Origin of the sequence: Bacteroides sp. 3_1_13 (genome assembly GCF_001185845.1) — a bacterium.
GTDB lineage: Bacteria > Bacteroidota > Bacteroidia > Bacteroidales > Bacteroidaceae > Bacteroides > Bacteroides xylanisolvens.
Map to the genome: position 1 here is coordinate 428,057 of NZ_KQ236955.1, position 26,390 is coordinate 454,446.

Below are 26,390 nucleotides of genomic sequence, written 5' to 3' on the forward strand. Positions count from 1 at the left end.
TCATAAGTTTCTAAATAATCTCTATTCCCTGCTCCTTGCAAAGTTGCAGTCCCAGATCTTTTAATCTGAACTTCTGAATCTTTCCACTACCCGTCATCGGGAATTCATTCACAAAGAAGATATATTTCGGAATCTTATAACGGGATATTTTATTTCTGCAGAAATCACGTACATCGGCTTCCTGCATTTGTACTCCTTCCTGCAAAATAATAAATGCTCCGACTGCCTCACCATACTTTTTAGAAGGAATACCAGCCACCTGAACATCTTTCACTCCATCAAGCTTATAAAGAAACTCTTCTATTTCGCGCGGATAAATATTCTCGCCACCACGAATAATCATATCTTTGATACGTCCGGTAATCCGGTAATTTCCATCTTCATCCTTAATACCCAAGTCGCCGGAATGCAAGAAGTTGTTTTCATCAAGCACTTCCGCCGTTGCTTCCGGATTCTTATAATATCCTTTCATGGTATTATAACCACGGTTACACATTTCACCTTGTACACCAACCGGACATTCTTCACCTGTTTCAGGGTCAATCACCTTCACCTCCGTAAATTCGAAATCATGTCCTACCGTATTACAACGTACATCGAACGGATCATCAATACGGGTGGCCGTCATACCGGGAGCGGCTTCTGTCAATCCGTAGACGCTGGTCACCTTCATATACATCTTCTCTTCCACCTGCTTCATCAGTTCGACAGGACACAGAGAACCTGCCATAATACCTGTACGAAGACAAGACATATCAAAGAGATCGAACATCGGATGATGCAACTCGGCGATAAACATAGTCGGCACACCATAAAGAGCCGTACAACGTTCTTTATGAATAGAGGCCAGCACAACCAACGGGTCGAAACGTTCTACCATCACTTGTGTACAACCATGAGTCAGACAGTTCATGGTAGCCAATACTACCCCAAAACAATGGAACAACGGAACGCAACAACAAAGTTTGTCATCTGCCGTGAACTTCATGTGTTCCCCCGTCAGAAATCCATTATTGGCGATATTATAATGTGTCAGCATCACCCCTTTCGGAAAACCGGTAGTGCCCGACGTATATTGCATATTTACCACATCGTGACAATCCACTTTGCTTTTTAGTTCGTTCAAACGGTCATCTTCCACATTATCTCCCAACAGCAGGATCTCCGCTGTATTATACATACCACGATGTTTTTCCTGACCTACATATACTACATTTCGCATATATGGAAAGCGTTCGCTCTTTAAATGTCCACGCTCACAAGTCTTCAATTCAGGAAGCATCGTGTATGTCATCTGCACAAAATCACTATCCTTCTCACCATTCACAATACAAAGCGTATGCATATCCGAGTTCTGGCAAAGATACTCCAATTCCGATTGCTTGTAGTTCGTATTCACTGTAACATATACCGCACCAATCTTCGCGCAGGCATATAGCAATGTCAACCAATCGGGAACATTAGCCGCCCAGATACCCACATGAGTACCACGTTCCACACCAATGGCAATAAGCCCTTTTGCCATATCATCCACACGACGGTTCAACTGACTCCAGGTAAAACGGAGATTTCGGTCGGAATATACGATATATTCCTTATCGGGAGTCTCTTCAGCCCAGTGCTCCAGCCACTGCCCCAAAGTACGATCAAATAATTGCATGTAATTATACTTAAGTCTTGGTTCCTACTATTTCATTAAATCGGTGTGTAAACTACTGCCAGGATTTTTGCAGCCTGTCCCTCATAAGCATGTACATGATGAGGAACAATGGAATCATAATAAATACTATCACCCTCTTCCAGCAGATAGGTGTTCTTGCCATAGCTGATTTCCATGATACCTTCCATAACCATGATAAACTCTTCTCCTTCATGAGAAGAAAGCACGAAGTCGGTATCTTCCGTCGGCATCACATCGATAATAAACGGTTCCATGTGACGGTCCGCCTTTGACTTGGACAACGAGTGATATTCCATGTGTTTGCGAGAGTGAATCGCATTATTGGAAAAACTGATCGCATCCTTGGCCTCTTTCTTACGGCATACGACCGGTCCGACTTCATCCTGATCATCAAGGAAAGTACCCAGACGTACTCCCAACACACGCGCAATCTTAATCAGCGGTGCGAGAGAAGGTATATCAATGTTATTCTCAATACGTTCAACCTGTTCGATAGCCAAACCTGAACGTTGCGCCAACTCTTCTATGCTTATTGATTTATCTTCGCGGAGGGCTTTAATTTTCTCGCCAACAATCTTACTTGTATCCATTTTGAAAGCATTTTAGTTATCAAAGGTGATAAATTATAATAATTAAGCTGCAAAAATAGCAAAATCTTTAGATGAACACAATTATAACCGAAGAAAATACGACTATCAGGAAGAAAAAGAAGAAACTAAAAAAAAGCCGTTCCTCTATCATGAGGAACGGCTTTAAATCTTTTCGCGACAAGTAGATTACTTACGCAAACCGAGCTCTTTAACAATAGCACGATATCTTTCGATATCTCTTGCTTTCAGGTAGTCGAGTAAGCGACGACGCTTACCTACCAACATTGTTAACGCTCTTTCAGTACTATAATCTTTTCTGTTGAGCTTCATGTGCTCAGTCAGGTGAGAAATACGGTAGGAAAACAATGCCACTTGGGCCTCAGCTGAGCCGGTGTCAGTGTTAGACTTTCCGTACTTTCCGAAGATTTCTTGCTTTTTAGCAGCGTCTAAATACATAATTCTTAGAATTTTAATTGATAAATTATTCTTTTGAGCGTGCAAAGATAGGCATTATCTTTATATCACACAACGATTTACAAGAAAAAATTGCTATCATTGCGCATATTTCTAATCCTATTTTCGTACCTTTGCAGCCAAATAATAGGTATTATATGCAAAATATTCGAAACATTGCAATCATTGCCCATGTTGACCATGGGAAAACAACGCTGGTTGACAAGATGCTATTGGCCGGAAATTTATTCCGCAGCAACCAAAATAGTGGTGAACTTATCCTGGATAACAACGATTTGGAACGTGAACGTGGTATAACGATTCTCTCCAAAAACGTATCCATCAATTACAACGGTACAAAAATTAATATTATTGATACTCCGGGACACAGCGACTTCGGTGGTGAAGTAGAACGTGTATTGAATATGGCCGATGGCTGTATTCTGTTGGTAGATGCCTTCGAAGGTCCGATGCCACAGACTCGTTTCGTACTGCAAAAAGCGCTCGAAATCGGTTTGAAACCCATTGTGGTAGTTAATAAGGTAGATAAACCTAACTGCCGCCCGGAAGAAGTTTACGAGATGGTTTTCGACTTGGTGTTCAGCTTGAACGCAACAGAAGATCAGTTGGACTTCCCCGTGATTTACGGTTCCGCCAAAAACAACTGGATGAGCACCGACTGGCAGCAACAAACTGACAGCATCACTCCGCTACTGGATTGTATCGTCGAAAACATTCCGGCACCGCAACAATTGGAAGGTACTCCCCAGATGTTGATTACTTCTCTGGATTATTCTTCTTATACCGGTCGTATTGCCGTAGGTCGCGTACATCGTGGTACATTAAAAGAAGGTATGAATATAACGCTTGTGAAACGTAACGGCGATATGTTCAAGAGCAAAATTAAAGAGCTCCATGTTTTCGAAGGCTTAGGCCGTGTGAAAACAAATGAGGTTTCTTCCGGTGACATCTGCGCGCTGGTAGGTATTGACGGATTCGAGATTGGAGATACAGTTTGTGATTTCGAAAGTCCGGAAGCACTGCCACCCATCGCAATCGACGAACCGACCATGAGTATGTTGTTTGCTATCAACGATTCTCCTTTCTTCGGTAAGGATGGCAAGTTTGTGACTTCACGTCACATCCACGACCGTCTGATGAAGGAACTCGACAAGAACCTGGCTCTCCGCGTAAGAAAGAGTGAAGAAGACGGTAAATGGATTGTTTCCGGCCGTGGTGTACTCCACCTTTCTGTATTGATTGAAACAATGCGCCGCGAGGGATATGAATTGCAGGTAGGTCAGCCACAGGTTATCTTCAGAGAAATCGACGGTGTGAAATGCGAACCGATTGAAGAGTTGACCATCAACGTACCGGAAGAATATTCCAGCAAGATTATTGATATGGTTACCCGCCGTAAAGGTGAAATGGTAAAGATGGAAAATACAGGCGAACGCATCAATCTTGAATTCAATATGCCTTCACGCGGTATCATCGGTTTGCGTACCAATGTACTGACGGCTTCTGCCGGTGAAGCCATTATGGCACACCGTTTCAAAGAATATCAGCCGCACAAAGGAGAAATTGAACGTCGTACCAATGGTTCTATGATTGCTATGGAAAGCGGAACAGCTTTTGCTTATGCCATCGACAAATTACAGGATCGCGGTAAGTTCTTTATTTTCCCGCAGGACGAAGTCTATGCAGGACAGGTAGTAGGCGAGCACTCTCACGACAACGACTTGGTTATCAACGTAACCAAATCGAAGAAGCTGACGAATATGCGTGCTTCCGGTTCGGATGACAAAGTACGTCTGATTCCGCCTATCCAGTTCTCACTTGAAGAAGCACTGGAATATATTAAGGAAGACGAATATGTAGAAGTTACTCCAAAGGCAATGCGTATGCGTAAAGTGATTTTGGACGAAATCGAACGTAAACGTGCCAACAAGAACTAACCATTCTTTCATTAATATTATAATAGAAATCCCGGTGAAACGCTGTGTTTTACCGGGATTTTATTTTTTTCTGCAAGTATCACAAGCATTACTAATACAACAACAATCCTACCACACCCGCCAGACAAATCAACAGGATAGGGTGAAGATTCCATTTCCATGTAACCAAAAAGGCTGCCGCAAAAATACCGATACTTTTATAGTCCATAAAATTTTCTCTATTCATCATAAGTAATGCAGCCGAAGCAATCAAAGCAACCGACATAGGTAGCAGTCCGGACATAGCCGCCTTAATATACTTGTTATCCTTGCACTTCGCAAAGAAATAAGAAATGAGCAACACCAGAATAAAAGAAGGTAAACAAACCGCTACCGTAGCCAGCACCGCTCCCCACACGCTTTGCGTTACCGCATACCCTACATAAGTAGCACTATTGATACCAATCGGCCCCGGAGTCATTTGCGAAATCGCCACCACATCCGTAAACTGTTGGGGAGTCAGCCAATGATGAATATCCACTATCTCATGTTGAATAAGGGAAAGCATCGCATATCCACCTCCAAAACCGAACATACCTATTTTAAGATACACCCAAAGTAACTGCAAATATATCATACCTCTTTATTCATTATTTTTTCTTTCAACCACAATGTATATACCAATCCTCCCAGAATTCCTGCCAATACAATATAAATAGGAGACAGTCCAAACTGCCAAATCAAAAGAGTAGCTATGGCAGGAGCAACCAACTGAAGGTATTTCAGTTTCAGAGCTCTTACAGCAGAAATACAAGGAAACAAAATCAACGCTACCACGGCAGGACGTATTCCATTAAAGATGCGAATCATCACTTCATTATCTTGAAACCGTGCAAAAAACATGGCTATCAGCATCATAATAACAAAGGAGGGAAGAATCGTAGCCAAAGCACATACCAGGCTCCCACCCACTTTATACAACTTATATCCTACAAAAATAGAAATATTCACAGCAAACACACCCGGTAGTGACTGCGTCAAGGCAAACATCTCCATGAATTCTTCCTTACTCATCCACTGTTTGGCAACTATCTCCCGTTCAATTAACGGAATCATGGCATAACCGCCACCAATAGTAAACATTCCAATCTTCGCAAACGTCACGAACAATTTCAAATACTCTAATACCATTCCTACTTTCTAATTTTCCGATATTTTCTATTTACTGTCTAATAAGTCCTTTAGTCACATCATATTCAATCCGGTAACTACGCCCTTTCACCGTTTTAAAAGAAAGAGTCTTATCAGCATACTTTATCACACAGTTTCCTCCCGCATTAGAATGAACCACAGCTTCTTTCAGCTGATTATTCTCCCAAACCATATCCACTTCAAAATTCCCCTTTGCACAGATACCACTAACAGAGCCTTCCTTCCATGCATCCGGCAAAGCAGGCAGCAACTGAATAAAACCCATATGACTTTTAAGCAACATCTCGGTAATACCAGCTGTTCCGCCAAAGTTTCCGTCAATCTGGAAAGGCGAATGTGTATCCCACAAATTATCCAGCGTACCGTTCTTCAACAAATTGCCAAACAAGGTATAAGCATGATTACCATCTTGCAAACGTGCCCATTGATTCAACTTCCAGCCCATGCTCCAGCCGGTAGCCCCGTCACCACGATGCACCAGTACTACTTTAGCGGCTTTCGCCAGTTCGGGAGTGGTGACCGGAGAAACCGTATGCCCAGGATGCAGTCCGAACAAATGATTCACATGCCGATGCTCGTCTTTCGGATCATCAATATCTACCGACCATTCCATCAACTGACCATACCGCCCTATTTTATAAGGAACGAGATTGGCAAGCACATGCTCCCACTGCTTACGTTCTTTCTTATCTACGCCCAACACTTTACTCGCCTCGATTGCATCCAGCAAAATCTCACGTACAACGGCATGTACAAAGGTAGCACCCTGATCGATAGGGCCATGCTCCGGCGAAGTAGATGGAGCAGCCGTATATGTTCCATCCGGTTTATGCCACAAATAATCGACAGCAAAGTCCGCACTACTTTTTATCAACTCATAACCCGTTTCTTTCAGGAATTTCAGATCTCTTGTATAATCATAATACTCCCAGATATGAGTAGCCAGCCAGGGACCTGCCATAGGATTGAAGTTCCACGACATATCCTGACTTTCCAACGGAGTGGTAAATCCGAATATATTGCCGGAAATAGATGCCGTCCATCCTCTGGCACCGAAATAAGATTTCGCGGTCTTTTCACCCGGTTTTACCAGCGTACGAATGAAATCGACCAATGGAAGCATACATTCATTCAGGTTGGTGGAGCATACCGACCAATAATTCATCTGAATATTGATATTATTATGATAGTCCACACGCCACGGTCCATCGACATTATTATGCCAGATACCCTGCAAATTCGCCGGCATATTGCCCGGACGGGAACTTGAAATCAACAGATAGCGGCCGAATTGAAAATATAATTCTTCCAAATAGTAATCCGGCTGTCCTGCCCGGTAGTTTTTCAACCGCTGGGGAGTCGGCAGATTTCTTCCCTTGATCGCCGGATTCAGATTCAATTTAACCCGATCGAACAAAGCAGCATAATCATTGTAATGCTGACTAAACAAAGCAGTATACCTCTGTGACACTGCGTTATTCATCCATTCCTTGGTTGTTTCTTCCGGATTGACACCCACATACGTCTTCGGATCTTTAAAATCCGGATCAAAGTTAGGTTTATAATCAGTATCAGCCGTAATATAAAACACGACTTCATCCGCACCTTTCACCGTCAGTTTTCCATCTGCATTAAACAAGGTTCCGCCTTTTGTCTCCGCCTGAATACGAACGACGTATTTCATTCCGTTATTGTCCAGAGATGCGGAATACACCAGTCCTTTATTACCGTCAGAAGCCATATTCCCGGTAGACACCGGATTAGGCGCATAACTGAAAACCAAGTTTTGTTTACCCGGTTGATCCGCACTGAAACGCATCACCATCACATTGGCAGGATAAGAAATGAAATAATTGCGCTGATAAACCACATGATCCTTTTTAAACTGAACAACTGCCATTGCAGAGTCCAAAGAAAGGATACGTTTATAGTCACTCATCCCTATAATATTCAATCCCGTTTCTACATAAAACTCTCCCATGGTAGTAAAACTGCCGAAACGGAAAGGATTTTCCCCGTCAGCATCATAAGACACCTCACTGTTGAAGTTTTGACGTGTCAGCATTTCAGCCTTTTCCTGATTTCCTTCCGTAAATGCCTTACGTATTTCATCCAAAAGATGAGCCGACTGTTTATTGACATTCCAATAATAGTCCGCCCCTTTCGCTGTATTCGGACCGCCACGCCAAAGCGTTTTTTCGTTAAAGGTAATACGTTCAGCTTCCACCGACCCCATGATATTCGCACCTAAACTACCATTCCCTATCGGTAATGATTGCGATTCCCAAGCGGGATCCGGATTATGACCTGCATTTCCTGCTGTTTCCGGTTTATCACCACCTTTCCACAGATCCGGTCTTCCCCCATACCACACGGCATACCCCTGCAAAGTATTGGGAGTATCAAACCAGATGGAAAGTCCTTTGGTATAATCAGTTTCACCCGCGTAAAGTCCGGAGACAAGAAACAAAGAGCAGATAAGAAAGAAATAGAGTTTCTTCATGGTTGTCGCATTATTATTCAAGATTATTCTCTCGTATATGGTTTGTACAAAAGTAATCAAAATATGCCTTTAATAAAAATAAAATACTGTCTTAATGGGCACAATAATAAGGTGAAACTATATCAAACCGGCCAGTAGTTTTTTCACGACCCAATATCCTACCCTAGCCTCCGAAATCCCCTGCAATAGCCGATGATGACAAACAAATGCATCGTCAATAATTTCTGCTTCCATATAATAAAAACAACAGGCAGGATCTTTTTCAAATGCTTTTGCATACTCCAGAATATGAGTTGATATAAGGAAATGGCAACAAGAGAATCTTTTCAATAATTCATTGACTGCAAGAGAAGCCTCAAAAGCATCCTTAGCGTTAGTTCCGCGAAACATTTCATCCAAGACGACCAAACAACGTTTTCCTGTAAGCGCTTTTTGCATCACTTCTTTTATACGAAGAACCTCTGCCATGAAATGGCTTCGCCCGTCACGCAAAGAGTCCGGCAAGTTAATAGAAGTATAAATACCTTCGTAAAGAGGACAAACCATTGACTTCACCGGGACAGGCAGTCCGCAATGTGCCAGCCAGACAGTCAAAGTCAGTGCTTTTAAAGTGGTTGACTTTCCCGCCATGTTAGAACCCGTAAAAATACTGATATTTCCCCGGGACATCACCCAACTATTCTCCCGTACATTTTTCACAAAAGGATGAACTACACCCTCGACCGAAAAATCCATTGTTTCCACCACTTTCGGTGTACAACAGAAATTTTTCTCTTTCGCTACCCGATGAGCTGTCCGGCAGACATCCAATAAATACAAAACTGATAATAATTCTTTCAAAGACAACAAACGGGTACAGCGAAATAGATAATCGTATTTATCTATCGTATAATTAGATAGCCGCCTTTCTTCGCCAGAAGTCTGTTCCAAGACTTCACCTAATTCACTTCCGGACAAAATATCATTCACCATACGGGCTGACTCCTTCATCAATTGTGGGGCATCCTCATCCAATTCTTTCGCCCACCTCTCCAAACAATGCAGCAAATGTATTACCAATTTCACTCCCCGACAAATAACATAACGGGTTGAATCATATCTCAACAGGCGATCTATGACAGTAGCACATGACAGTAAGACGTGTGCTTCCCTGATCTGGTCGCGATAAGCCAGATAATATTCAATAAAATCCAATTCTTCTTCATTCAAAAGAAGTTCAGGTAAAGCATCCCACGCAACAGCCTCCTGCCTTTTGCGGATCATATCCAAATCACTTAACGGATACATAACCCAGTTCATCATCAATGACTTTCCTTCTTTCGTTTCTGTTTTAGAAAACAAAGAGAAAAGAAACTGCTCATTGTTTGCAGTCTCCGTTATGCTTAAATCCGCATAGGTCTGTTTGTCTGTATCCAGATACGTCATAGCTGTCTTTAAAAGTAAATAGTCTCGTTTTGACAAATATAGGAAAAAAAATAAACAGACAGTATTCCTTTTCATAGAAAGACACAGTATAGCAATAAAAAAGGCGGTTCGAAATCGAACCGCCTTCCATATTATATCTGATTCTCCAATTAGAGTTTCGGACCAGCAGCAACCAAAGCCTTACCAGCTTCGTTACCAGTAAATTTAGCGAAGTTCTTGATGAAACGTCCAGCCAAATCTTTAGCTTTTTCTTCCCATTGGCAAGCACATTCGTAAGTGTCGCGTGGGTCAAGGATCTTCGGATCAACACCCGGAAGTTCTGTAGGAACAACAAAGTCGAAGAAAGGAATAACCTTAGTAGGAGCTTTGTCGATAGAACCGTCAAGGATAGCGTCGATAATACCACGAGTATCTTTGATAGAGATACGTTTACCAGAACCATTCCATCCAGTGTTAACCAAGTATGCTTTAGCACCAGTCATCTCCATCTTCTTAACCAGTTCTTCTGCATATTTAGTCGGGTGCAATGACAAGAAAGCAGCACCGAAACAAGCCGAGAATGTCGGAGTCGGTTCAGTGATACCACGTTCCGTACCAGCCAATTTAGCTGTAAATCCAGATAAGAAGTAGTATTGAGCCTGTTCCGGGTTCAGGATAGATACTGGAGGCAATACACCGAACGCATCAGCCGACAAGAAGATAACTTGTTTTGCGTGAGGACCTTTAGAAACCGGTTTAACGATGTTTTCGATGTGATAGATAGGATAAGAAACACGAGTGTTTTCAGTCACGCTCTTGTCAGTGAAATCAATCTTACCGTTAGCGTCAACAGTTACGTTTTCAAGTAAAGCGTCACGTTTGATAGCATTGTAGATATCTGGTTCGCTTTCTTTATCCAAGTTGATAACCTTAGCGTAGCAACCACCTTCGTAGTTGAATACACCTTCGTTATCCCATCCGTGTTCGTCGTCACCGATCAATTTACGTTTCGGGTCAGTAGACAAAGTAGTCTTACCTGTACCAGACAATCCGAAGAAGATAGCAGAGCTAGTTCCTTCCATATCAGTGTTAGCAGAGCAGTGCATAGAAGCGATACCACGAAGCGGGTTCATGTAGTTCATGATAGAGAACATACCTTTCTTCATTTCACCACCGTACCAAGTATTCAGGATTACTTGTTCTTTAGTCTTCAGGTTGAATACTGTAGCAGTTTCAGAGTTCAAGCCCAGTTCTTTGTAGTTGTCAACTTTTGCTTTAGAAGCGTTGAAACATACGAAATCAGGTTCTCCGTAGTTAGCAAGTTCTTCAGCAGTCGGGCGAATGAACATGTTAGTTACGAAATGAGCCTGCCAAGCTACTTCCATGATGAAACGTACTTTCATACGAGTAGCTTCGTTAGCACCACAGAAAGTATCAACAACGAACAAACGTTTGCCGGAAAGTTGTTTTACAGCTTTAGCTTTCAAGTCAGCCCAAGCTTCTTCAGTACATGGTTTGTTATCGTTTTTATATTCTTCGGAAGTCCACCATACAGAATCAGCAGAAGCTTCATTCTTAACGAAGAATTTATCTTTAGGAGAACGACCGGTGTAGATACCTGTCATTACATTCACAGCGCCTAATTCAGTAACTTGACCTTTTTCAAAGCCTTCCAGACTCGGTTTTGTTTCCTCAGCGAACAAAACATCATAAGACGGATTGTGCAAAATCTCAGTCACACCTGTGATGCCGTACTTGCTTAAATCTAAATTTGCCATTTTCTTTGAATTAATTAAAATTGGTATTTTGTTTTCTATCTCTTTTCACCTTAACATGGGGAGCTTTGGATACCCCCTTGTAAATCCGGCTACAAAAGTAATACTTTCTTTGGAAAGGAAGAAGGTATTAGAGAAATTTTTCCCTAATTGAAACTCTTTTATAAATTCCTAACAATATCTGCAAACTGAATATTGCAATTTGAAAGATTATCGTTTACTTTGCAAGCCAGTATGTTATCAATACTATGAAAATGAGATTAAAATTTGATTAAAATATAATATGAAAGTAATTGATTTTGGCCAAACTAATTCGATTCTAAACCAGTACATATCCGAAATTAGAAATGTAGAAGTTCAGAACGACCGCCTGCGTTTCCGCCGTAACATCGAACGGATCGGAGAAATCATGGCTTATGAAATGAGTAAAGAGTTTAAATACTCGGTAAAGAACATCCAGACACCACTGGGAATCGCTCCGGTCAGTACACCGGACAACAATTTAGTAATCAGTACGATCCTGCGTGCTGGTCTGCCTTTCCATCAAGGTTTCCTTAGCTATTTCGACAGGGCGGAGAATGCGTTTGTTTCCGCTTATCGTAAATATAAAGATACGCTAAAATTCGATATACACATAGAATATATCGCTTCTCCCCGCATTGATGACAAAACGCTGATTATCACCGATCCTATGCTGGCAACTGGGGGGAGTATGGAACTTAGTTACCAGGCAATGCTGACGAAAGGACACCCTGCTGAAATTCATGTTGCTTCGATTATCGCCAGCCAAAAGGCTATCGATCATATAAAGAATGTATTTCCGAAAGACAAGACAACAATCTGGTGCGCAGCCATCGATCCCGAACTCAACGAACATTCTTACATTGTTCCGGGACTGGGCGATGCGGGCGATCTTGCCTACGGCGAAAAAGAATAAACGTTTAAAGATTCTTCCGATATTGCTGCGGTGAAACCCCAACCTGCTTCTTAAAGAACGTACCGAAATAAGAAGCATTGGGGAAGCCGAAGGCATTTGAAATCTCCTGAATATCTTTCTGCGTATTTTTAAGCAATGAGATGCTCTTACGAATGATAGCTTTGAATACAAGTTCCTGCACGGTATATCCGCAGATACTTTTAGAAACGGCAGAAAGATATTTAGGAGACAAGCACAATTTATCCGCATAAAACTCAACACCCCGTTCCTGCATATAATATTTTTCGATTAACTGGATCAAGTGAATAAAGACTTCATTTTTGCGTCCTCCCACTTCCCGCCCGTCATTGACAAGTTTGCGATTATAAATAGAGCAAATCCTGTACGTCAATGCAAGTAGAAGTAATTTCTGCTCATAAAGTTTAAATGAATTTTCTTCCGACTGTAACACATTATCCAATAAGGACATATACTTTACGATCTCTTCTTCCTCACCAGTAGACCAGACACAAGAAGGTTCTTCGGGAGTAAGACGGGAATACATATACATGGAAACAACCAGATTCCCCATAATATCCCGGATCGGTTCTATCTGATAAATCAAAATCCGCACCTCCATGTCTTCCGACTCTTGCAAAACCTGAAACTCGCCGTCTTCGGGAATAAACAAACTTTCGCCTGCTCCTGCGAAATGCTTTTTCTGATTAAGCGAAAACTGGAAATTACCCTGGCGGCAAATAATCAGCCCCAGTCCTTTCATTTGAAAAGGTCTCTTCAGTGAGGGTGGAAAATTTACAAATATCCCTTCGGAGCTACATATATTTTTCCCACTTAACAAATCGCGTTCAAACTGCAATAAACGATCTTGTCCGCTATCCATCATACTAATATATTAACAGATCATTATCAAAAACGACGCTAAGTTAGCAATTTTCGTTTAGGATAAGGAACAACGAGCACAAATATCATACAAATTAACCCACCATAAATTGTCCATCCCGCCATCTCTTTGAGTGCAGAGAGCGTGGCCTGCACCTGAATACGCCCTTTGGTAGATATAGCAGCCATGTTACGGGCTTCCGTCTCACTCTTTCCCTGATATTTCATACCTTGTACCGTACCAAGGAAGGAAGTGGAAGCATCCGGATTAAGCAGGTCCACATTTTGCGCATAACGGGTTATATAGTGTTGTTGCCGCTCCTGCAAAACATTTGTATAAATTGCTCCGCCGATACTCGGTCCCACAACCATACGCACAGTAAGCATAATACAGATCCAGGTGGAAAGATATTTAAAAGGCATACGTTGATTGGCATAAGCAGCCGTCAGCGCATACAGAATCATCATGCCTGTGGCACGGATGATAACTGCATATTTCAGACGCTCGTAAACTCCTGCCGTTTGTACCTCGAAATACATGAAAACAGCTGATAAAGACAGGAAGAAGAATCCCATCGCAAACAGATACTTAAAATGTAACCCTTTACCTCCCAACACCATAGCAATCACGGCACCAATAGCATAACCTACCATACACCAATTACCTAATGAAGCATTTTGCAGATTATCGAGATGCATCCCCACTCCTGCAAACACATTGACAAACATAGCACTGGAGTTTATCACCATCAATAATAAGTAAAGTAATGCTCCCATACGTATAGTACGCAGTTTGAACGCATCCAGCAAAACATAAGGCGACCGGCGCGTTACATCCATATATAGAAAAATTCCCGCAAACAGAATACTTACAGCTGTCGCCCAACGAATAGATTCGTCATCATACCAGTCGAGTACTTTTCCATAAACCAGCACATACGTGAGACAAGTCAGCGAGATGCAAAATGCAGTGACATTGCCGAACTTACGGAAATTAATAGGAAACCTTCCGGGAAACTTATAATTCGGCATGGTAATAAACAAGAGCAAAATAGAGATCAGGAGAATCCCCATCATAAAGTAATACACATATTTCCACTCATATTCAAAGGACAGCCAAGCCGTCAATGCTGTGCCCGACTGTCCTAGAATCATAAAAAACAGATAAACAGCCGGCTGACTCACACATCTTTCAATGTCCAATTTATTCCAACCGGCAGTATCTTTCGGCTCCAACCCCGGAGTAATATTGCGGGTAGCTTCCATTCCACCCGCATACCAAATGAGTGTGAACAGATTGACCATCATCAGTACCATACGCAAGAACCCCGTCAGAAGACTACAAAGCGCCAACAGAAAAACGCTGTCTGTCTTTGCACAGATATAACTGAATATATACATGAACGCAAACCCGACAATACACATCATCTTCTCCCGCCGCACACACACCAACTGATATAGGAAAGGAGCAAAGGCTGCCATACCAATAGAAGTAACAAAGTTGGCAAACTGGATATGCTCGGATATAATGCCAAGCCCGCTCATCATTTCGGTGCTATTCACCGAATAAACCCCGCCTACCGTAAGAATCGGCAGAAAGAAAAATAACAGAATGATAATACCCAACGGCTTGGGCATCCAGCTATAGAAAGGATAATTTTTAGGATAAGAGGGCATTAATTTTTGATTTATGAATTATGATTTATGAATTATAGGTGCACGGTAGTTAGAGTTTGGCTTTCACCACTACCATCATGCCTGCTGCTAATCGTTCGTTGTCTTCTTTCGATAAATTGGTAAAGTCGATGCGTACGGGGATGCGCTGTTGGATCTTCACAAAGTTGCCTGCGGAGTTATCGGTCGGCACTAATGAATATTTGGAGCCGGTAGCTCCTGATATAGAGGTGACTTTGCCTTTAAACTCTTTATCGCTAATGGCATCTACTGTGACAAATACTTCCTGTCCGATATGCAGGTTCTCGATTTGTGTCTCCTTATAATTGGCAACGATCCATTTCTGGGTATCAGGAAGAATATAGGTGATGGTCTGCCCTGCCGAAATAAACTGTCCTTCCTCTAATGAGCGACGGCCGAGTTTTCCGTCACAAGGAGCTATTACAACCGTATAGGAAAGATTCAACCGGGCCATTTCGAGCGCAGCTGTTGCTCTTTGAATAGCCGCTTCGGTATTCATGCGACGGTAGGACACTTCATCTACACCGGAAAGAGCTGCTTTTTTCTGCCTTTTCGTAGCTTCCAGTTTCTTATGCGTAGCTTCATAATCAGTGACAATCTGTTCAAGTTGGATAGGAGTAGCCGCATTTCGTTTCACGAGGTTCTCATATCGTTTCCGGTCTTTTTCCAGTTTCGCCAACCGTACTTCAATTTCGGCAATAGACGCATCATAAACAGATGCTGTTGTCTGCGTGGTATTGAGTGTTGCATTGATGACGGTCGCACCAGCTTGCGCATCTTTCAAGGCAGCTTCAGCCTCCATTACGCGAATTTTATATTCACGATCATCCAGTACCAGCAAAGTATCTCCTTTATGTACCTCCTGATGTTCTGTAAAGTAGATTTTGTCAATGTAACCTGAAGCACGTAGATTGATAGGAGACACATATTGTTCTATTTGTGCATCGTTACTAGTCTCCGTCTGGCTATAATTCAAAAAAAGGCAGATCACTTCAATCACTCCCCAAACAATAATAGCCACTCCGAGAAGGCTGATAGCAATCTGCCAGCGACGAAGTTTCTTCATTTTTTTTGCTTTCTCCTGATGAGTAGCGGAAGGAAGGTTATTTTCTATTGTTTCCATATTTATGATTGTTATTTGCGTATTATTTGACTAATGATTCTATTTGTCCGGTCAGTTTAAGCAGCATCAGGTTAGTCACCCGATAGTTATAATGTGCGCTGATATAGTTGTTTTGAGCTTCGCTCATCTGCATTTCATCTTGCAGCACTTCCGTCATAGAAGCAATGCCTTCCCGGTAACGGTCGGAAGTGACTGCGTACACATCTTCGGCAAGCAAGTAGTTATCCTTCTGTTTCTTAAAGTTACGCTGATTGTTCATCAGGTCGTTCACAGCATTCAGATATTGAGTTTGCAGATTCTTCCGGGCATCTTCCCATGCCAGTCTTTTGTTCTCTATATCGATCATCGCCTTCTTTATTTTATAGGTTTTATCCAGTCCGTCGAAAATCGGAATACGCAAGGTTAGCCCCACTCCATAGGAACGAAACCATTGATTGGACGGACCGGAGTGGAACCAATGATAACCTTTATCCGTATATGCAGCATATCGCCAGCTGCCTGTCAGACTAAGAGAAGGGATATATCCATTAGTAATGATCTTCTTTTGTCGTTCCGCCAGTTGCACTTGCGATTGTGAGAGTTGAAGTTCATAGATATTTTCCGACAAGCCGGTCAGGGCTACCGTAGTAATGCTATCGGTATTTACCGGTGTCAGCGCGATTTCCTTTTCAGCCGGATAATCCATAATGTATTTCAGCATATTCAATTGCTGTTTCATCATTGCTTGTGCATTGTCATATTGCACCTTCAGATTTTCCAAATTGATATTGACTCTTTTCAGATCGACTTCCATGGACATTCCATTATCGAAGAAAGCCTGTGTAATATCTCTCAATTCTTCCAGACGGGTGATATTTGCTTTTATCAGCATGATTTGTTCGGCCGTGACCTGTCCGAGATAATACATCTTACTGATTTGAAGAATAACATCTTCCCTGGCTTTTCCATAAGACAGACGGCTGATTTCTTCCATCACTTTAGCTATGGACATAGAAGTATAAAGAGTCTGATTGAAAAGCGGCATCTGCATTTCCAGTCCTGCATTAGCAGAATGTTGCAATGTTTTCGTTATATTATAGGGAACTCCGTAAGATGAACCGTCTGTGACTGACACCGGAGGATCAAAATTGTTATTATAACCGGCTATCGCATTAATTTGCGGCAGCAGCTTTGAACGGTTTTCAGATACGCCATATTTACTTTTTTGTATTTCTTTACGTTTCCCTTCTAACGACAAGTTATTGTCAATACCAATGCGGAGACAATCCTCTAATGTCAGAATCTCTACCTCCTGTGTGTTCCCACGTAACACGAACAAGAAAAAAAAGGAAAAAATGAATAGTAGTCTTTTCATAACATAATGCTCTATTATTGGCTACAAATTTAGTAGCTTACAGCATAATAAGACTATCCACAAACTATTTGTTTATATTCATATTTTCCTTTTTCAATGAACAAACAATAAACAACTACTCTCAAAAACATTACACTTAATATGTTTCTATGAACAGCGTTTGTTTTTTCATATTTTTTTAGTGAATGTAAAATAAGGGCGGCGCTCTTTGTGAGGAGGAGTGCCGCCCTTATTTTACAACCTTACAATACATCATGAAGGTTAATGACTATTACATTTCGCTTAAGGCTTCTTCGCTATCTTGCTGCGCTGCATCAACGCAAAGATTATAACTCCGATCAACAACAAAGTCAGTGCCGCATAAGCAATACTTTCTGTAACCTGTATGCTTTGTGGATCAAACCACATTTCGATGGTATGTTCCCCTGCCGGTACATTTATCGCACGCAAGATATAATCTGCACGGGCAATATCGACAGGCTGACCGTCAATAGTCGCCTGCCATCCCGGATAATATATTTCGGAGAAGACAACAACTCCGTCTTTAGGAGTGGAAGCCTTGTAGACCAGACGATTCGGCTCGTAACTAGTCAACTGGATGGTAGATAGAGAATCTTTATATCCTTCTGTCACACCTTTCAATTGTTCTTTAAACTTCACATCCACTACGGCTGTTTCCGTTGGAAGAATATCATTCAAAGCGTCGATTTCTTCATTTGCATTATTTACATACTGCACCTTATCTACGAACCACGCATTGCCGTATGCATAAGGATTTACCACAGGAACAGCCTGCCCTTGCTCTCCGGCAGGGAAAATGAAGTATTTTGTATTCAGCATATTCAGTACACGGAATTTGGAAGCGTCTACACTGTCCATCTGTCCGCCGGCAGTAGCCACCGCCTGATAGGTTTCCTGCATTTCGGGCATGATATGATGATCGATCATTTCCTGATAGCGACGGAGCTTCGCTGCATGATAACCTCCGACACTTTTATGCCAGTATGCTGTGTTGTTTTCATTAAACGTATTACCGGGGAAGCCTATAAAGTTCAACACACGATAATTTAAAGTAGTATCCTGAAGGATCATCTCATCCGCCTGTGTTTTAACAAACGCTTCTGTCTGTTTGGATTTCGGCACAAACTGTTCGTCATTCAAATAGCGTTTATTAATGCTCCACATATCTATCAAACATAAAAGCGCAATACCAGCCAATGTGAAAGAAGCTTTCAACTTCCGCTGTTGATATAAGAATAAAAACAGGCAACCAATCATTATAATAAAGAAACTACGCCATGCGTCCGAAGCAATAATAGCTTCACGCATTTCAGTCAGGTTTGCCACAAACGGAGCCAAATGTTCGGCTGGAAGTGCTTGTTTCAAAGCAGCCATCTCTTGTGTCGTAATAAAACCGGAGAAGAAAGCACCCGGAGCAACAGCTAAAATCAACGCAACACCAGCAGTCAGTACCAAAGTGGCAATCACCCCTCCACGGTTCTCTTTCAACTTCAGCGTATCCGGTTTGCTCAAAATCTCTTTCAAAGCAAAAATCGCCAACAAAGGAATGGTAAATTCAGCAATCACCAGAATGGAAGATACAGCACGGAACTTATTGTACATCGGGACGTAATCGATAAAGAAGTCCGTCAATCCCATGAAATTCTTTCCCCATGAAAGCAGAATCGAGAAGATAGTAGCTCCTAGCAATGCCCATTTCAGAGGACCTTTCACTATGAAACAACCCAATACGAACAGGCACATCACAAATGCCCCAACATATACAGGACCGGCTGTCCACGGTTGCTCACCGAAATATTGCGGCAACTGCGAATAAATGCCGCTATACATTGGATTGGCCTTTGCCATAGCAACTTCGCTTTGCGACATCGTAGACCCTGATCCTCCTCCTTTTACGTTCGGAACCAGCAACGTCAATGTCTCGCCAATACCATAACTCCAGTTGGTTATGTAGTCACGGTCCAACCCGCTACTTGTCTGGCTGGCCGCAGCGCCCTCCTGCTTCAATTCGCTCTTGCCGCGCATCGTCTCCTTACTATATTCATAAGTATGATACAGATTGGAGATATTGATACAAACTCCTACCACGGCAGCCAATGCCAAAATTGCGCTGGCCTTGAAGAAATGGGGCAGTTCTTTCTTTTTATAAGCATCTTCAAAGTACGCTCCCACAAAAAACAGGATCACAAACATGAAATAATAGCTCATCTGAATGTGATTCGACTGAATCTGAAGGGCGATGAACAGCGCTGTAATAATTCCACCCAACAAGTATTTCTTCCGGTAAGCCAGAACGACACCCGCAATCGTAGGTGGGATATAAGCCAACGTCACAAACTTCCAAATGTGCCCTGCCGGTATCAGAATGAAGAAATAGGAAGAAAAAGCCCATATCACTCCGCCCAATCCTGCCAACCAAGCCGATATTCCGAAAGCCCGCAAAAGAATATAGAATCCGAGCATCATAATAAAAGTCAGCACTACATAATCCGGGAGAAAGAGGCGATAAACCTTCTCCACCCCTTTCAGGGACGTTGTCGAGTCGTAACTCGGAGACATCTGATAGGTAGGCATACCTCCAAAAATCGAATTCGTCCAGCGCGTACGTTCTCCGGTACGTTCGAAATACTCTTTCGATTCTTGTCCTGCGCCGACTCCGGCAGCCGTGTCATGCTGAAACAAGATACGACCTTCAATATCAGCCGGAAAAAAATAGGCGAAAGAAAGAATGATAAAAGCCAGAATGGCTATTAAGTCGGGAAGAAACTTTTTCATTTGCAATGACACGATTTACTATTTACGATTGAAGTTTGAATATAAAATAAATTACGATCTGACAATCCAATATTTACAATTGATAACGGTAGAATACCGATCTCCCACATTTATCAATCGTAAATAGTAAATCGTCAAATCGTAAATCTAATTAGTATCTATAATGATCTGCCTTATAAGGTCCGTCCACTGACACACCAATATAGGCAGCCTGTTCAGGAGTCAACTTGGTCAGTTTCACACCGATCTTTTCAAGATGCAGGCGGGCAACTTCTTCGTCCAGATGCTTCGGCAAGCGATATACATTGATATCATATTTCTTGTTGAACAGTTCCATTTGTGCCAATGTCTGATTGGTAAATGAATTACTCATCACAAATGACGGATGACCAGTTGCACATCCCAAATTTACCAAACGACCGTCAGCAAGCAAAATGATGCTGTGTCCATCCGGGAAATAATAACGGTCTACTTGTGGTTTGATGTTCACACATTTGATACCCGGATAATGTTTCAAGGCATCTACCTGAATTTCATTATCGAAATGACCGATATTGCAAACGATAGACTGATCTTTCATTTTCTCCATGTGGTCGATACGGATAATATCGATATTACCTGTAGTAGTCACAAAAATATTGCCTTCCATGCAAGCTTCTTCCATAGTCACCACTTCAAAGCCTTCCATGGCAGCCTGCAATGCACAGATCGGATCTACTTCCGTCACGAGCACCCGCGCTCCGTAAGAACGCATAGAATGAGAACAGCCTTTACCCACATCACCATAACCACATACTACCACCACTTTTCCGGCAATCATCACATCCGTTGCACGCTTGATACCGTCAGCCAGCGATTCGCGGCAGCCATACAGGTTGTCAAACTTAGATTTTGTGACCGAATCATTCACATTGAATGCCGGGAACAACAGTTTGTCTTCTTCCTGCATCTGATACAAACGGTGTACGCCTGTCGTAGTTTCTTCAGACACGCCACGCACTTCTTCCGCTACACGATGCCAGCGAGTACTGTCTTCCGCCAACACTTTCTTCAAGATTGCATTCAGTTCTATTTCATCCTCTGCATGTACTTCTTTATCCAATACGGCAGCATTATTCTCCGCATCATAACCTACGTGAATCATCATCGTAGCGTCACCGCCATCATCTACAATCACATTCGGTCCTTTACCACCGGCAAAGCTCAATGCCTGTAATGTACACCACCAATAATCAGCAAGAGTCTCCCCCTTCCATGCAAACACAGGCACACCCGTAGCAGCAATTGCAGCCGCCGCATGATCCTGCGTTGAATATATATTACAAGAGCACCAACGTACTTCAGCTCCTAAAGCCACTAACGTTTCAATCAGCACAGCCGTCTGAATGGTCATGTGCAACGATCCCATAATGCGGGCACCTTTTAACGGTTTGGATTCTCCATACTTTTCGCGAAGAGCCATCAGGCCGGGCATTTCTTTTTCTGCCAAATCGATTTCCTTGCGTCCGAAATCAGCAAGCGTAATATCTGCCACCTTATAGGGCAGAGTAGAGAATAATTCTGTAGACATATTGTAAATCATTTATATATAATGGATGCAAAGATAGAACATTCTGATTAGTAGGGCAAAAGCTATCCGTTTTTTTTATATTATAATAACTTGGGAGGCAATCCGCGTCTCGGAATATTGTCTTATATTTGCAACAGATAAAACAATTTCTACAATATTCTAATGAATAACAATAAATCTTCTATGAGACATTACGAGGGCAAAACGAAGGAGGAACTTTTAGAAATAATCGAACAATTAGAAGAGAAGATAGATTTTCTTTCCTCTCATTCTTTGCCTCCTTCCCAAGAACGTTTTCGCGATAAATACAGCACCCGGATATTGGATGCCCTCCCCGATATGCTCACCGTCTTCGACCATGATGCCAATATTATAGAGCTTGCTTCTTCGCCGGCAACCAACCACGTAGAAGGTATCAATGCCAGTAATATCACCACCACTAACGTAAAAGATATTCTGCCGGAAGAAGCTTATGAGAGTGTCCGCAAGAATATGGATAAAGTGATCCTCACGGGAGAAAGTTCCACAGCCAGACATGACCTGATGTTGGACGGTGTTTTACATCACTACGAGAACCGCATCTTTCCTTTGGATAATGAATATCTGTTGTGTATGTGCCGTGATATATCCCAACAATGGGAGGCAGAACAGACGAACGCGCAACAACAGAAAGAGCTGAAGGCCGCCAGAGTCAAAGCAGAAGAGTCGGACCGGCTGAAATCTGCTTTTCTTGCAAACATGAGCCATGAAATACGCACCCCGCTCAATGCGATTGTCGGATTCTCCAAACTAATCACTTACGCAACATCTACGGAAGAGAAGAATCAATATGCGGAAATCATCGAACGAAATTCGGAAATGTTACTGAATCTATTCAACGATATTCTGGATCTGGCCTCACTGGAGGCCGACTCCTTAAAATTCAACATCCGTCCGGTCAAGTTAACAGATATCTGTTTGCAACTGGAGCAACAATTTTGCCATAAAACGCAAAACGGAGTCAAACTTATTTTAGATGATGTAGATGCGGACATGTATGCCTCCGGTGACTGGAATCGTATTATACAAATTATAAGTAACTTGCTTAGTAACGCCACGAAGTTTACCCCCAAAGGAGAAATTCATTTCGGGTATCAGGAAAAAGAGGAATTTGTAGAGTTCTACGTGAAAGATAGCGGCATCGGTATTCCGGCAGAAAGAGTTGCCACTATTTTCCGCCGCTTTGGAAAGGTCAACGATTTTGTTCAGGGAACCGGATTGGGGCTGACTCTTTGCAGAATGTTAGTAGAAAAAATGGGAGGACGTATCTGGCTGCGCTCCCAGGAGGGGCAGGGAAGCAGGTTCTATTTCACTCTCCCTTTGATTCGCAAATAAATGTGTCAGTTTGAGGATACAAATGACTGTATCCGGGAACGACACTTATATGACTATTTACAATTAGATACAGAAAACGCGGCCTGTCGATGACAAAGCCGCGTTTTCCGTTTATCTATATTTGAAAAATATTTCTTTATTTCTTAGCAGCCGGAGCACTAAGCATTTCTTTGTATTTCACCGGATCATTCAGTATTTTCATCGCTTCTTTCAAACCGTCATCATCCTTCAACTGCTGGATTATATTACCACGTTGATAATAGTAACGCTTGATAATTTCAGTAGCAATCATTTTCTTTATGTCGGTAGAGAAATAATCCAAGTCACGGTCGAGATTATGGTTCAACTTCTTCTCTAGCACTTTGAATTCCTCTGAAGCGTCATCCATATATCCTTCAAACTCGGCAGCTTCTTTCAACGTTTTCAGAATCTTCTCACTCTGTTGGTCATACTTGAAGTCGGCTTTCTTCACCAATGCTTTAAAATCATTATAATCAGCATCTGTCACCTCAAACTTCTCCGGAGCAACGATAGTGGGATGTTTCAAACAATACTGCGTTGCATAATCGAAGATTAGATTATCACGTACCAAATAGAAAAGGATATTCGGTAATTTCTCTTGTTTGATCGTAATATCCGGCATTACACCACCTCCGTCACGGACTTCACGTCCGGCAGCCGTATAGAATACCTTAGTTAAACTGTCGGGAATAGTGCCAACACTTCCGTCTTCATTGCGATGTTTGTAATCAATAGCCTGCACGCAACGGCCGCTCGGAATATAATATTTGGAGGTAGTCACTTTCATCGTTCCGCCATAAGGCAAAGAACGGGGAACCTGTACCAGTCCTTTTCCAAAAGTACGGTTACCAACGATCACAGCACGGTCGAGATCCTGCAAAGAACCTGATAAGATTTCAGAAGCAGAAGCCGTTCCGCTATTTACCAGTACTGCAATCGGAATATCCAAATCCAACGGTTCACGCAACGTTTTATAAGTGTTACTGGCCTGTTTGATTTTTCCTTTGGTCGTCACAATCACTTTTCCACGCGGCAAAAAATAATTCGCAATTTCTACTGCTTCATCCAACAGTCCGCCGCCATTACTGCGAAGGTCTATCACCAATGAAGTAGCTCCCTGTTTCTTCAAATCCAGCAGTGCTTTTTTAAATTCTTTGGAAGGATTGCCGGAAAAAGTACTAAGGCTGATATAACCTATATTGTTATCCAATACGGCAGTATAAGGTATTGCCGGATTCTGAATAGATTCACGCACAATTGTGAACTCCATCGGCGTACGTCCGCCTTTCACATTCGGACGCTCAATCTTCAACTTAAAGCTGGTACCCGCCTGTCCGCGCAACATCTGGCTGACTTCCGCATTATTCTTACCGGCAAGGTCTTTTCCGTCAATCTCCATCAGGATATCTCCCGCTTTCAGTCCGGCTTTTGCAGCAGGTGTTCCCTCGAAAGGTTCAGAAATCATCGAACGCTTTAGTTTCGTATTATAAGCAATGTAAGAACCTATACCACCGAATGATCCTTTAATCATCTGCTCCAACTCACTCTGATCTTCTTCCGGATAATATTCCGTATAAGGATCCAAGGTGTAAAGCATATTATCGATTCCTTCCCGAATCGTTTTATTCGGATCGATGGTATCTACATAGAACATATCCAGTTCTTTCACAATCGCGTTAAATATATCCAGATTCTTTGCAATCTGGAAATTACGGTCGTCTCCGCTCTTGAAACTAAAGAAAGCAACTGTGGCTATCACCGCTACTGCAACAATAGCTATTCGCCTGTTCAGCAATTTTTTCATACCTCTTTTTAATCTAAATGAGTCGTAAAAGTAGCTTAATCCTTTGTTATTCTGCCAGAATCCTGTTAATATTTAACTTAATTTCATCCCAACGTTCTTGTGGCATCGTTGTTCCGATTACCTGAATAACATTTCCCGAGAGAATAGAACCTATTTTTGCACATTTATCCAACGAGTATCCACAGGTCAATCCATATAAGAATCCGGAAGCGAAATAGTCACCTGCACCGGTAGTATCCACCACTTTCTGAACCGGAATGGCCGAAACCTTTATTTCCTCTGTTCCTTTGCGGATATAAGAACCGCTTGCTCCGACTTTTACAATAGCAATACTGCATTTCTTGGCAATCACTCTCAAAGCTTCCTCCGGCTCCTTGCCGGTAAAGGCCTTCGCTTCTTCTTCGTTTGCAAAAACGATGTCGACATATTTGTTTATTAGCAAGGTGAAGAATTCCAGATCATTAGCCACAATGTTATAACTAGCCATATCAAGACAAATCTGCAAACCGGCTTCTTTAGCCAGTTCAATGGCGTGAAGAATCATTTCATGATCCTGAACGAGGTAGCCTTCTATAAATAGGTACGCGTAACCTTTAAACATATCCAACGTCAGTTCTTCCGCTCTCAAAGAAGCCGCTGCTCCCAGATAGGTTCCGAAAGTGCGCTCCCCATCCGGTGAGATAAAAGTGGATGCCACGCCGGAAGGTAGTCGGTCCGAGGTCAATAATTTGTCTTCAATCTTATTTTTCTGCAGATTTTCACGAAAAAATTCTCCATAATTATCATTTCCCACTTTTCCGATAAATCCTGTTCCAGCCCCCAAACAAGCCAGTCCGAGGATGGCATTTCCTGCCGATCCGCCTGTTGCCAAATGGGTTTTCATCTGTGAAAATTTTGTGTTAATCTGCTGTAACTTAGCGTCATCGATGAGCTGCATGCTTCCTTTGGGTAAACCCATTTCATCCAAAAGAGTATCATCCTTCAGGGTTGCGAGTACGTCTACCAGGGCGTTGCCCAATCCTATTATTTTGTCCATTCCTAATATTTTTTTTGCAAAGATATTGCATATTTCAAAAAAACCTAGTACTTTTGCATCGCAATTGAGAAAAACATTCTTCCTTAGCTCAGTCGGTTAGAGCATCTGACTGTTAATCAGAGGGTCCTTGGTTCAAGTCCAAGAGGAAGAGCAAAAAAAGAGGTAAATCAGAAGATTTATCTCTTTTTTTATTTTTCGGATCCAATGTTTTTTCGGATCATAACGGCTCAGTTGTAATTCTTGGGG

19 protein-coding genes and 1 tRNA gene are annotated in these 26,390 nt (G+C 42.2%); 4 read left to right on the forward strand and 16 right to left on the reverse strand.

Going from position 1 to position 26,390, the window contains the following annotated elements:
* Nucleotides 1–10: 10 nt before the first annotated feature.
* The 3 genes from HMPREF9009_RS01745 to rpsO form a co-directional block, all read right to left on the reverse strand.
* On the reverse strand, nt 11–1,660 hold the full coding sequence (locus HMPREF9009_RS01745; protein WP_049701275.1) for an AMP-binding protein: 1,650 nt from the start codon (nt 1,658–1,660) through the stop codon (nt 11–13).
* A gap of 35 nt (nt 1,661–1,695) precedes the next feature.
* Complete coding sequence (locus tag HMPREF9009_RS01750; protein ID WP_004296396.1) at nt 1,696–2,271, reverse strand: helix-turn-helix domain-containing protein; 576 nt, start codon at nt 2,269–2,271, stop codon at nt 1,696–1,698.
* Nucleotides 2,272–2,457: 186 nt separating this feature from the next.
* Nucleotides 2,458–2,727, reverse strand: coding sequence for a 30S ribosomal protein S15 (gene rpsO, locus HMPREF9009_RS01755; protein ID WP_004296393.1), 270 nt, complete (start codon nt 2,725–2,727; stop codon nt 2,458–2,460).
* A 155-nt stretch (nt 2,728–2,882) separates the two neighbouring features.
* Between rpsO and typA the strand changes: the two genes are divergently transcribed.
* Nucleotides 2,883–4,682, forward strand: a complete 1,800-nt coding sequence (gene typA / locus HMPREF9009_RS01760) for a translational GTPase TypA (protein ID WP_049702199.1) — start codon at nt 2,883–2,885, stop codon at nt 4,680–4,682.
* Between the two features lie 91 nt (nt 4,683–4,773).
* Here the strand turns inward: typA and HMPREF9009_RS01765 are convergent, their stop codons facing one another.
* The 5 genes from HMPREF9009_RS01765 to pckA all read right to left on the reverse strand — a co-directional run bounded on the left by HMPREF9009_RS01765 (nt 4,774) and on the right by pckA (nt 11,558).
* Entirely contained in the window at nt 4,774–5,298 is a 525-nt protein-coding gene (locus tag HMPREF9009_RS01765) for a chromate transporter (protein WP_004317547.1), read from the reverse strand.
* Nucleotides 5,295–5,852 carry a chromate transporter gene (locus HMPREF9009_RS01770; protein WP_004317546.1) on the reverse strand — a complete coding sequence of 186 codons (558 nt, stop codon included), beginning with the start codon at nt 5,850–5,852 and terminating at the stop codon, nt 5,295–5,297. The genes HMPREF9009_RS01765 and HMPREF9009_RS01770 overlap by 4 nt, the downstream gene beginning before the upstream one ends.
* A 31-nt stretch (nt 5,853–5,883) precedes the next feature.
* A complete protein-coding gene (locus tag HMPREF9009_RS01775; protein ID WP_049701276.1) occupies nt 5,884–8,376 on the reverse strand; it encodes a glycosyl hydrolase family 95 catalytic domain-containing protein in 2,493 nt (830 codons plus the stop codon).
* A gap of 117 nt (nt 8,377–8,493) precedes the next feature.
* A complete protein-coding gene (locus HMPREF9009_RS01780) occupies nt 8,494–9,801 on the reverse strand; it encodes a MutS-related protein (protein ID WP_049701277.1) in 1,308 nt (435 codons plus the stop codon).
* A 149-nt stretch (nt 9,802–9,950) separates the two neighbouring features.
* A complete protein-coding gene (pckA, locus tag HMPREF9009_RS01785; RefSeq protein WP_004317539.1) occupies nt 9,951–11,558 on the reverse strand; it encodes a phosphoenolpyruvate carboxykinase (ATP) in 1,608 nt (535 codons plus the stop codon).
* A gap of 280 nt (nt 11,559–11,838) precedes the next feature.
* Here pckA and upp point away from each other — a divergent pair, with 280 nt between their 5' ends.
* Nucleotides 11,839–12,492 (forward strand): uracil phosphoribosyltransferase, encoded by a 654-nt coding sequence (gene upp, locus HMPREF9009_RS01790; RefSeq protein WP_008023141.1) that lies wholly within the window; start codon nt 11,839–11,841, stop codon nt 12,490–12,492.
* Between the two features lie 4 nt (nt 12,493–12,496).
* Here the strand turns inward: upp and HMPREF9009_RS01795 are convergent, their stop codons facing one another.
* The 6 genes from HMPREF9009_RS01795 to ahcY form a co-directional block, all read right to left on the reverse strand.
* Nucleotides 12,497–13,372 carry a helix-turn-helix domain-containing protein gene (locus HMPREF9009_RS01795; protein ID WP_049701278.1) on the reverse strand — a complete coding sequence of 292 codons (876 nt, stop codon included), beginning with the start codon at nt 13,370–13,372 and terminating at the stop codon, nt 12,497–12,499.
* Nucleotides 13,373–13,410: 38 nt separating this feature from the next.
* The gene (locus HMPREF9009_RS01800) at nt 13,411–15,048 is read right to left on the reverse strand and encodes an efflux MFS transporter permease (protein ID WP_004302396.1); all 1,638 of its coding nucleotides are present in this window, start codon (nt 15,046–15,048) and stop codon (nt 13,411–13,413) included.
* A gap of 49 nt (nt 15,049–15,097) precedes the next feature.
* Nucleotides 15,098–16,189 (reverse strand): HlyD family secretion protein, encoded by a 1,092-nt coding sequence (locus HMPREF9009_RS01805; protein WP_049701279.1) that lies wholly within the window; start codon nt 16,187–16,189, stop codon nt 15,098–15,100.
* A 22-nt stretch (nt 16,190–16,211) separates the two neighbouring features.
* Nucleotides 16,212–17,543 carry a TolC family protein gene (locus tag HMPREF9009_RS01810; RefSeq protein WP_008023145.1) on the reverse strand — a complete coding sequence of 444 codons (1,332 nt, stop codon included), beginning with the start codon at nt 17,541–17,543 and terminating at the stop codon, nt 16,212–16,214.
* A 282-nt stretch (nt 17,544–17,825) separates the two neighbouring features.
* A complete protein-coding gene (locus tag HMPREF9009_RS01815; RefSeq protein WP_049701280.1) occupies nt 17,826–20,339 on the reverse strand; it encodes a YfhO family protein in 2,514 nt (837 codons plus the stop codon).
* 151 nt (nt 20,340–20,490) lie between these two features.
* The gene (ahcY, locus tag HMPREF9009_RS01820; protein ID WP_049702200.1) at nt 20,491–21,909 is read right to left on the reverse strand and encodes an adenosylhomocysteinase; all 1,419 of its coding nucleotides are present in this window, start codon (nt 21,907–21,909) and stop codon (nt 20,491–20,493) included.
* A gap of 183 nt (nt 21,910–22,092) precedes the next feature.
* Between ahcY and HMPREF9009_RS01825 the strand changes: the two genes are divergently transcribed.
* Nucleotides 22,093–23,283 carry a sensor histidine kinase gene (locus tag HMPREF9009_RS01825; protein ID WP_049702201.1) on the forward strand — a complete coding sequence of 397 codons (1,191 nt, stop codon included), beginning with the start codon at nt 22,093–22,095 and terminating at the stop codon, nt 23,281–23,283.
* A 136-nt stretch (nt 23,284–23,419) separates the two neighbouring features.
* On the opposite strand, the gene HMPREF9009_RS01830 is transcribed toward HMPREF9009_RS01825, so the two are convergent.
* Both HMPREF9009_RS01830 and HMPREF9009_RS01835 read right to left on the reverse strand, forming a co-directional pair.
* Nucleotides 23,420–25,108: a S41 family peptidase gene (locus HMPREF9009_RS01830; protein ID WP_049701281.1), complete on the reverse strand. Its 1,689-nt coding sequence runs from the start codon at nt 25,106–25,108 to the stop codon at nt 23,420–23,422.
* A gap of 46 nt (nt 25,109–25,154) precedes the next feature.
* Nucleotides 25,155–26,144, reverse strand: coding sequence for an adenosine kinase (locus tag HMPREF9009_RS01835; protein ID WP_049702202.1), 990 nt, complete (start codon nt 26,142–26,144; stop codon nt 25,155–25,157).
* 77 nt (nt 26,145–26,221) lie between these two features.
* On the opposite strand from HMPREF9009_RS01835, the gene HMPREF9009_RS01840 reads away from it, so the two are divergent.
* Nucleotides 26,222–26,295 (forward strand) — tRNA-Asn (locus HMPREF9009_RS01840).
* Nucleotides 26,296–26,390 lie beyond the last annotated feature (95 nt).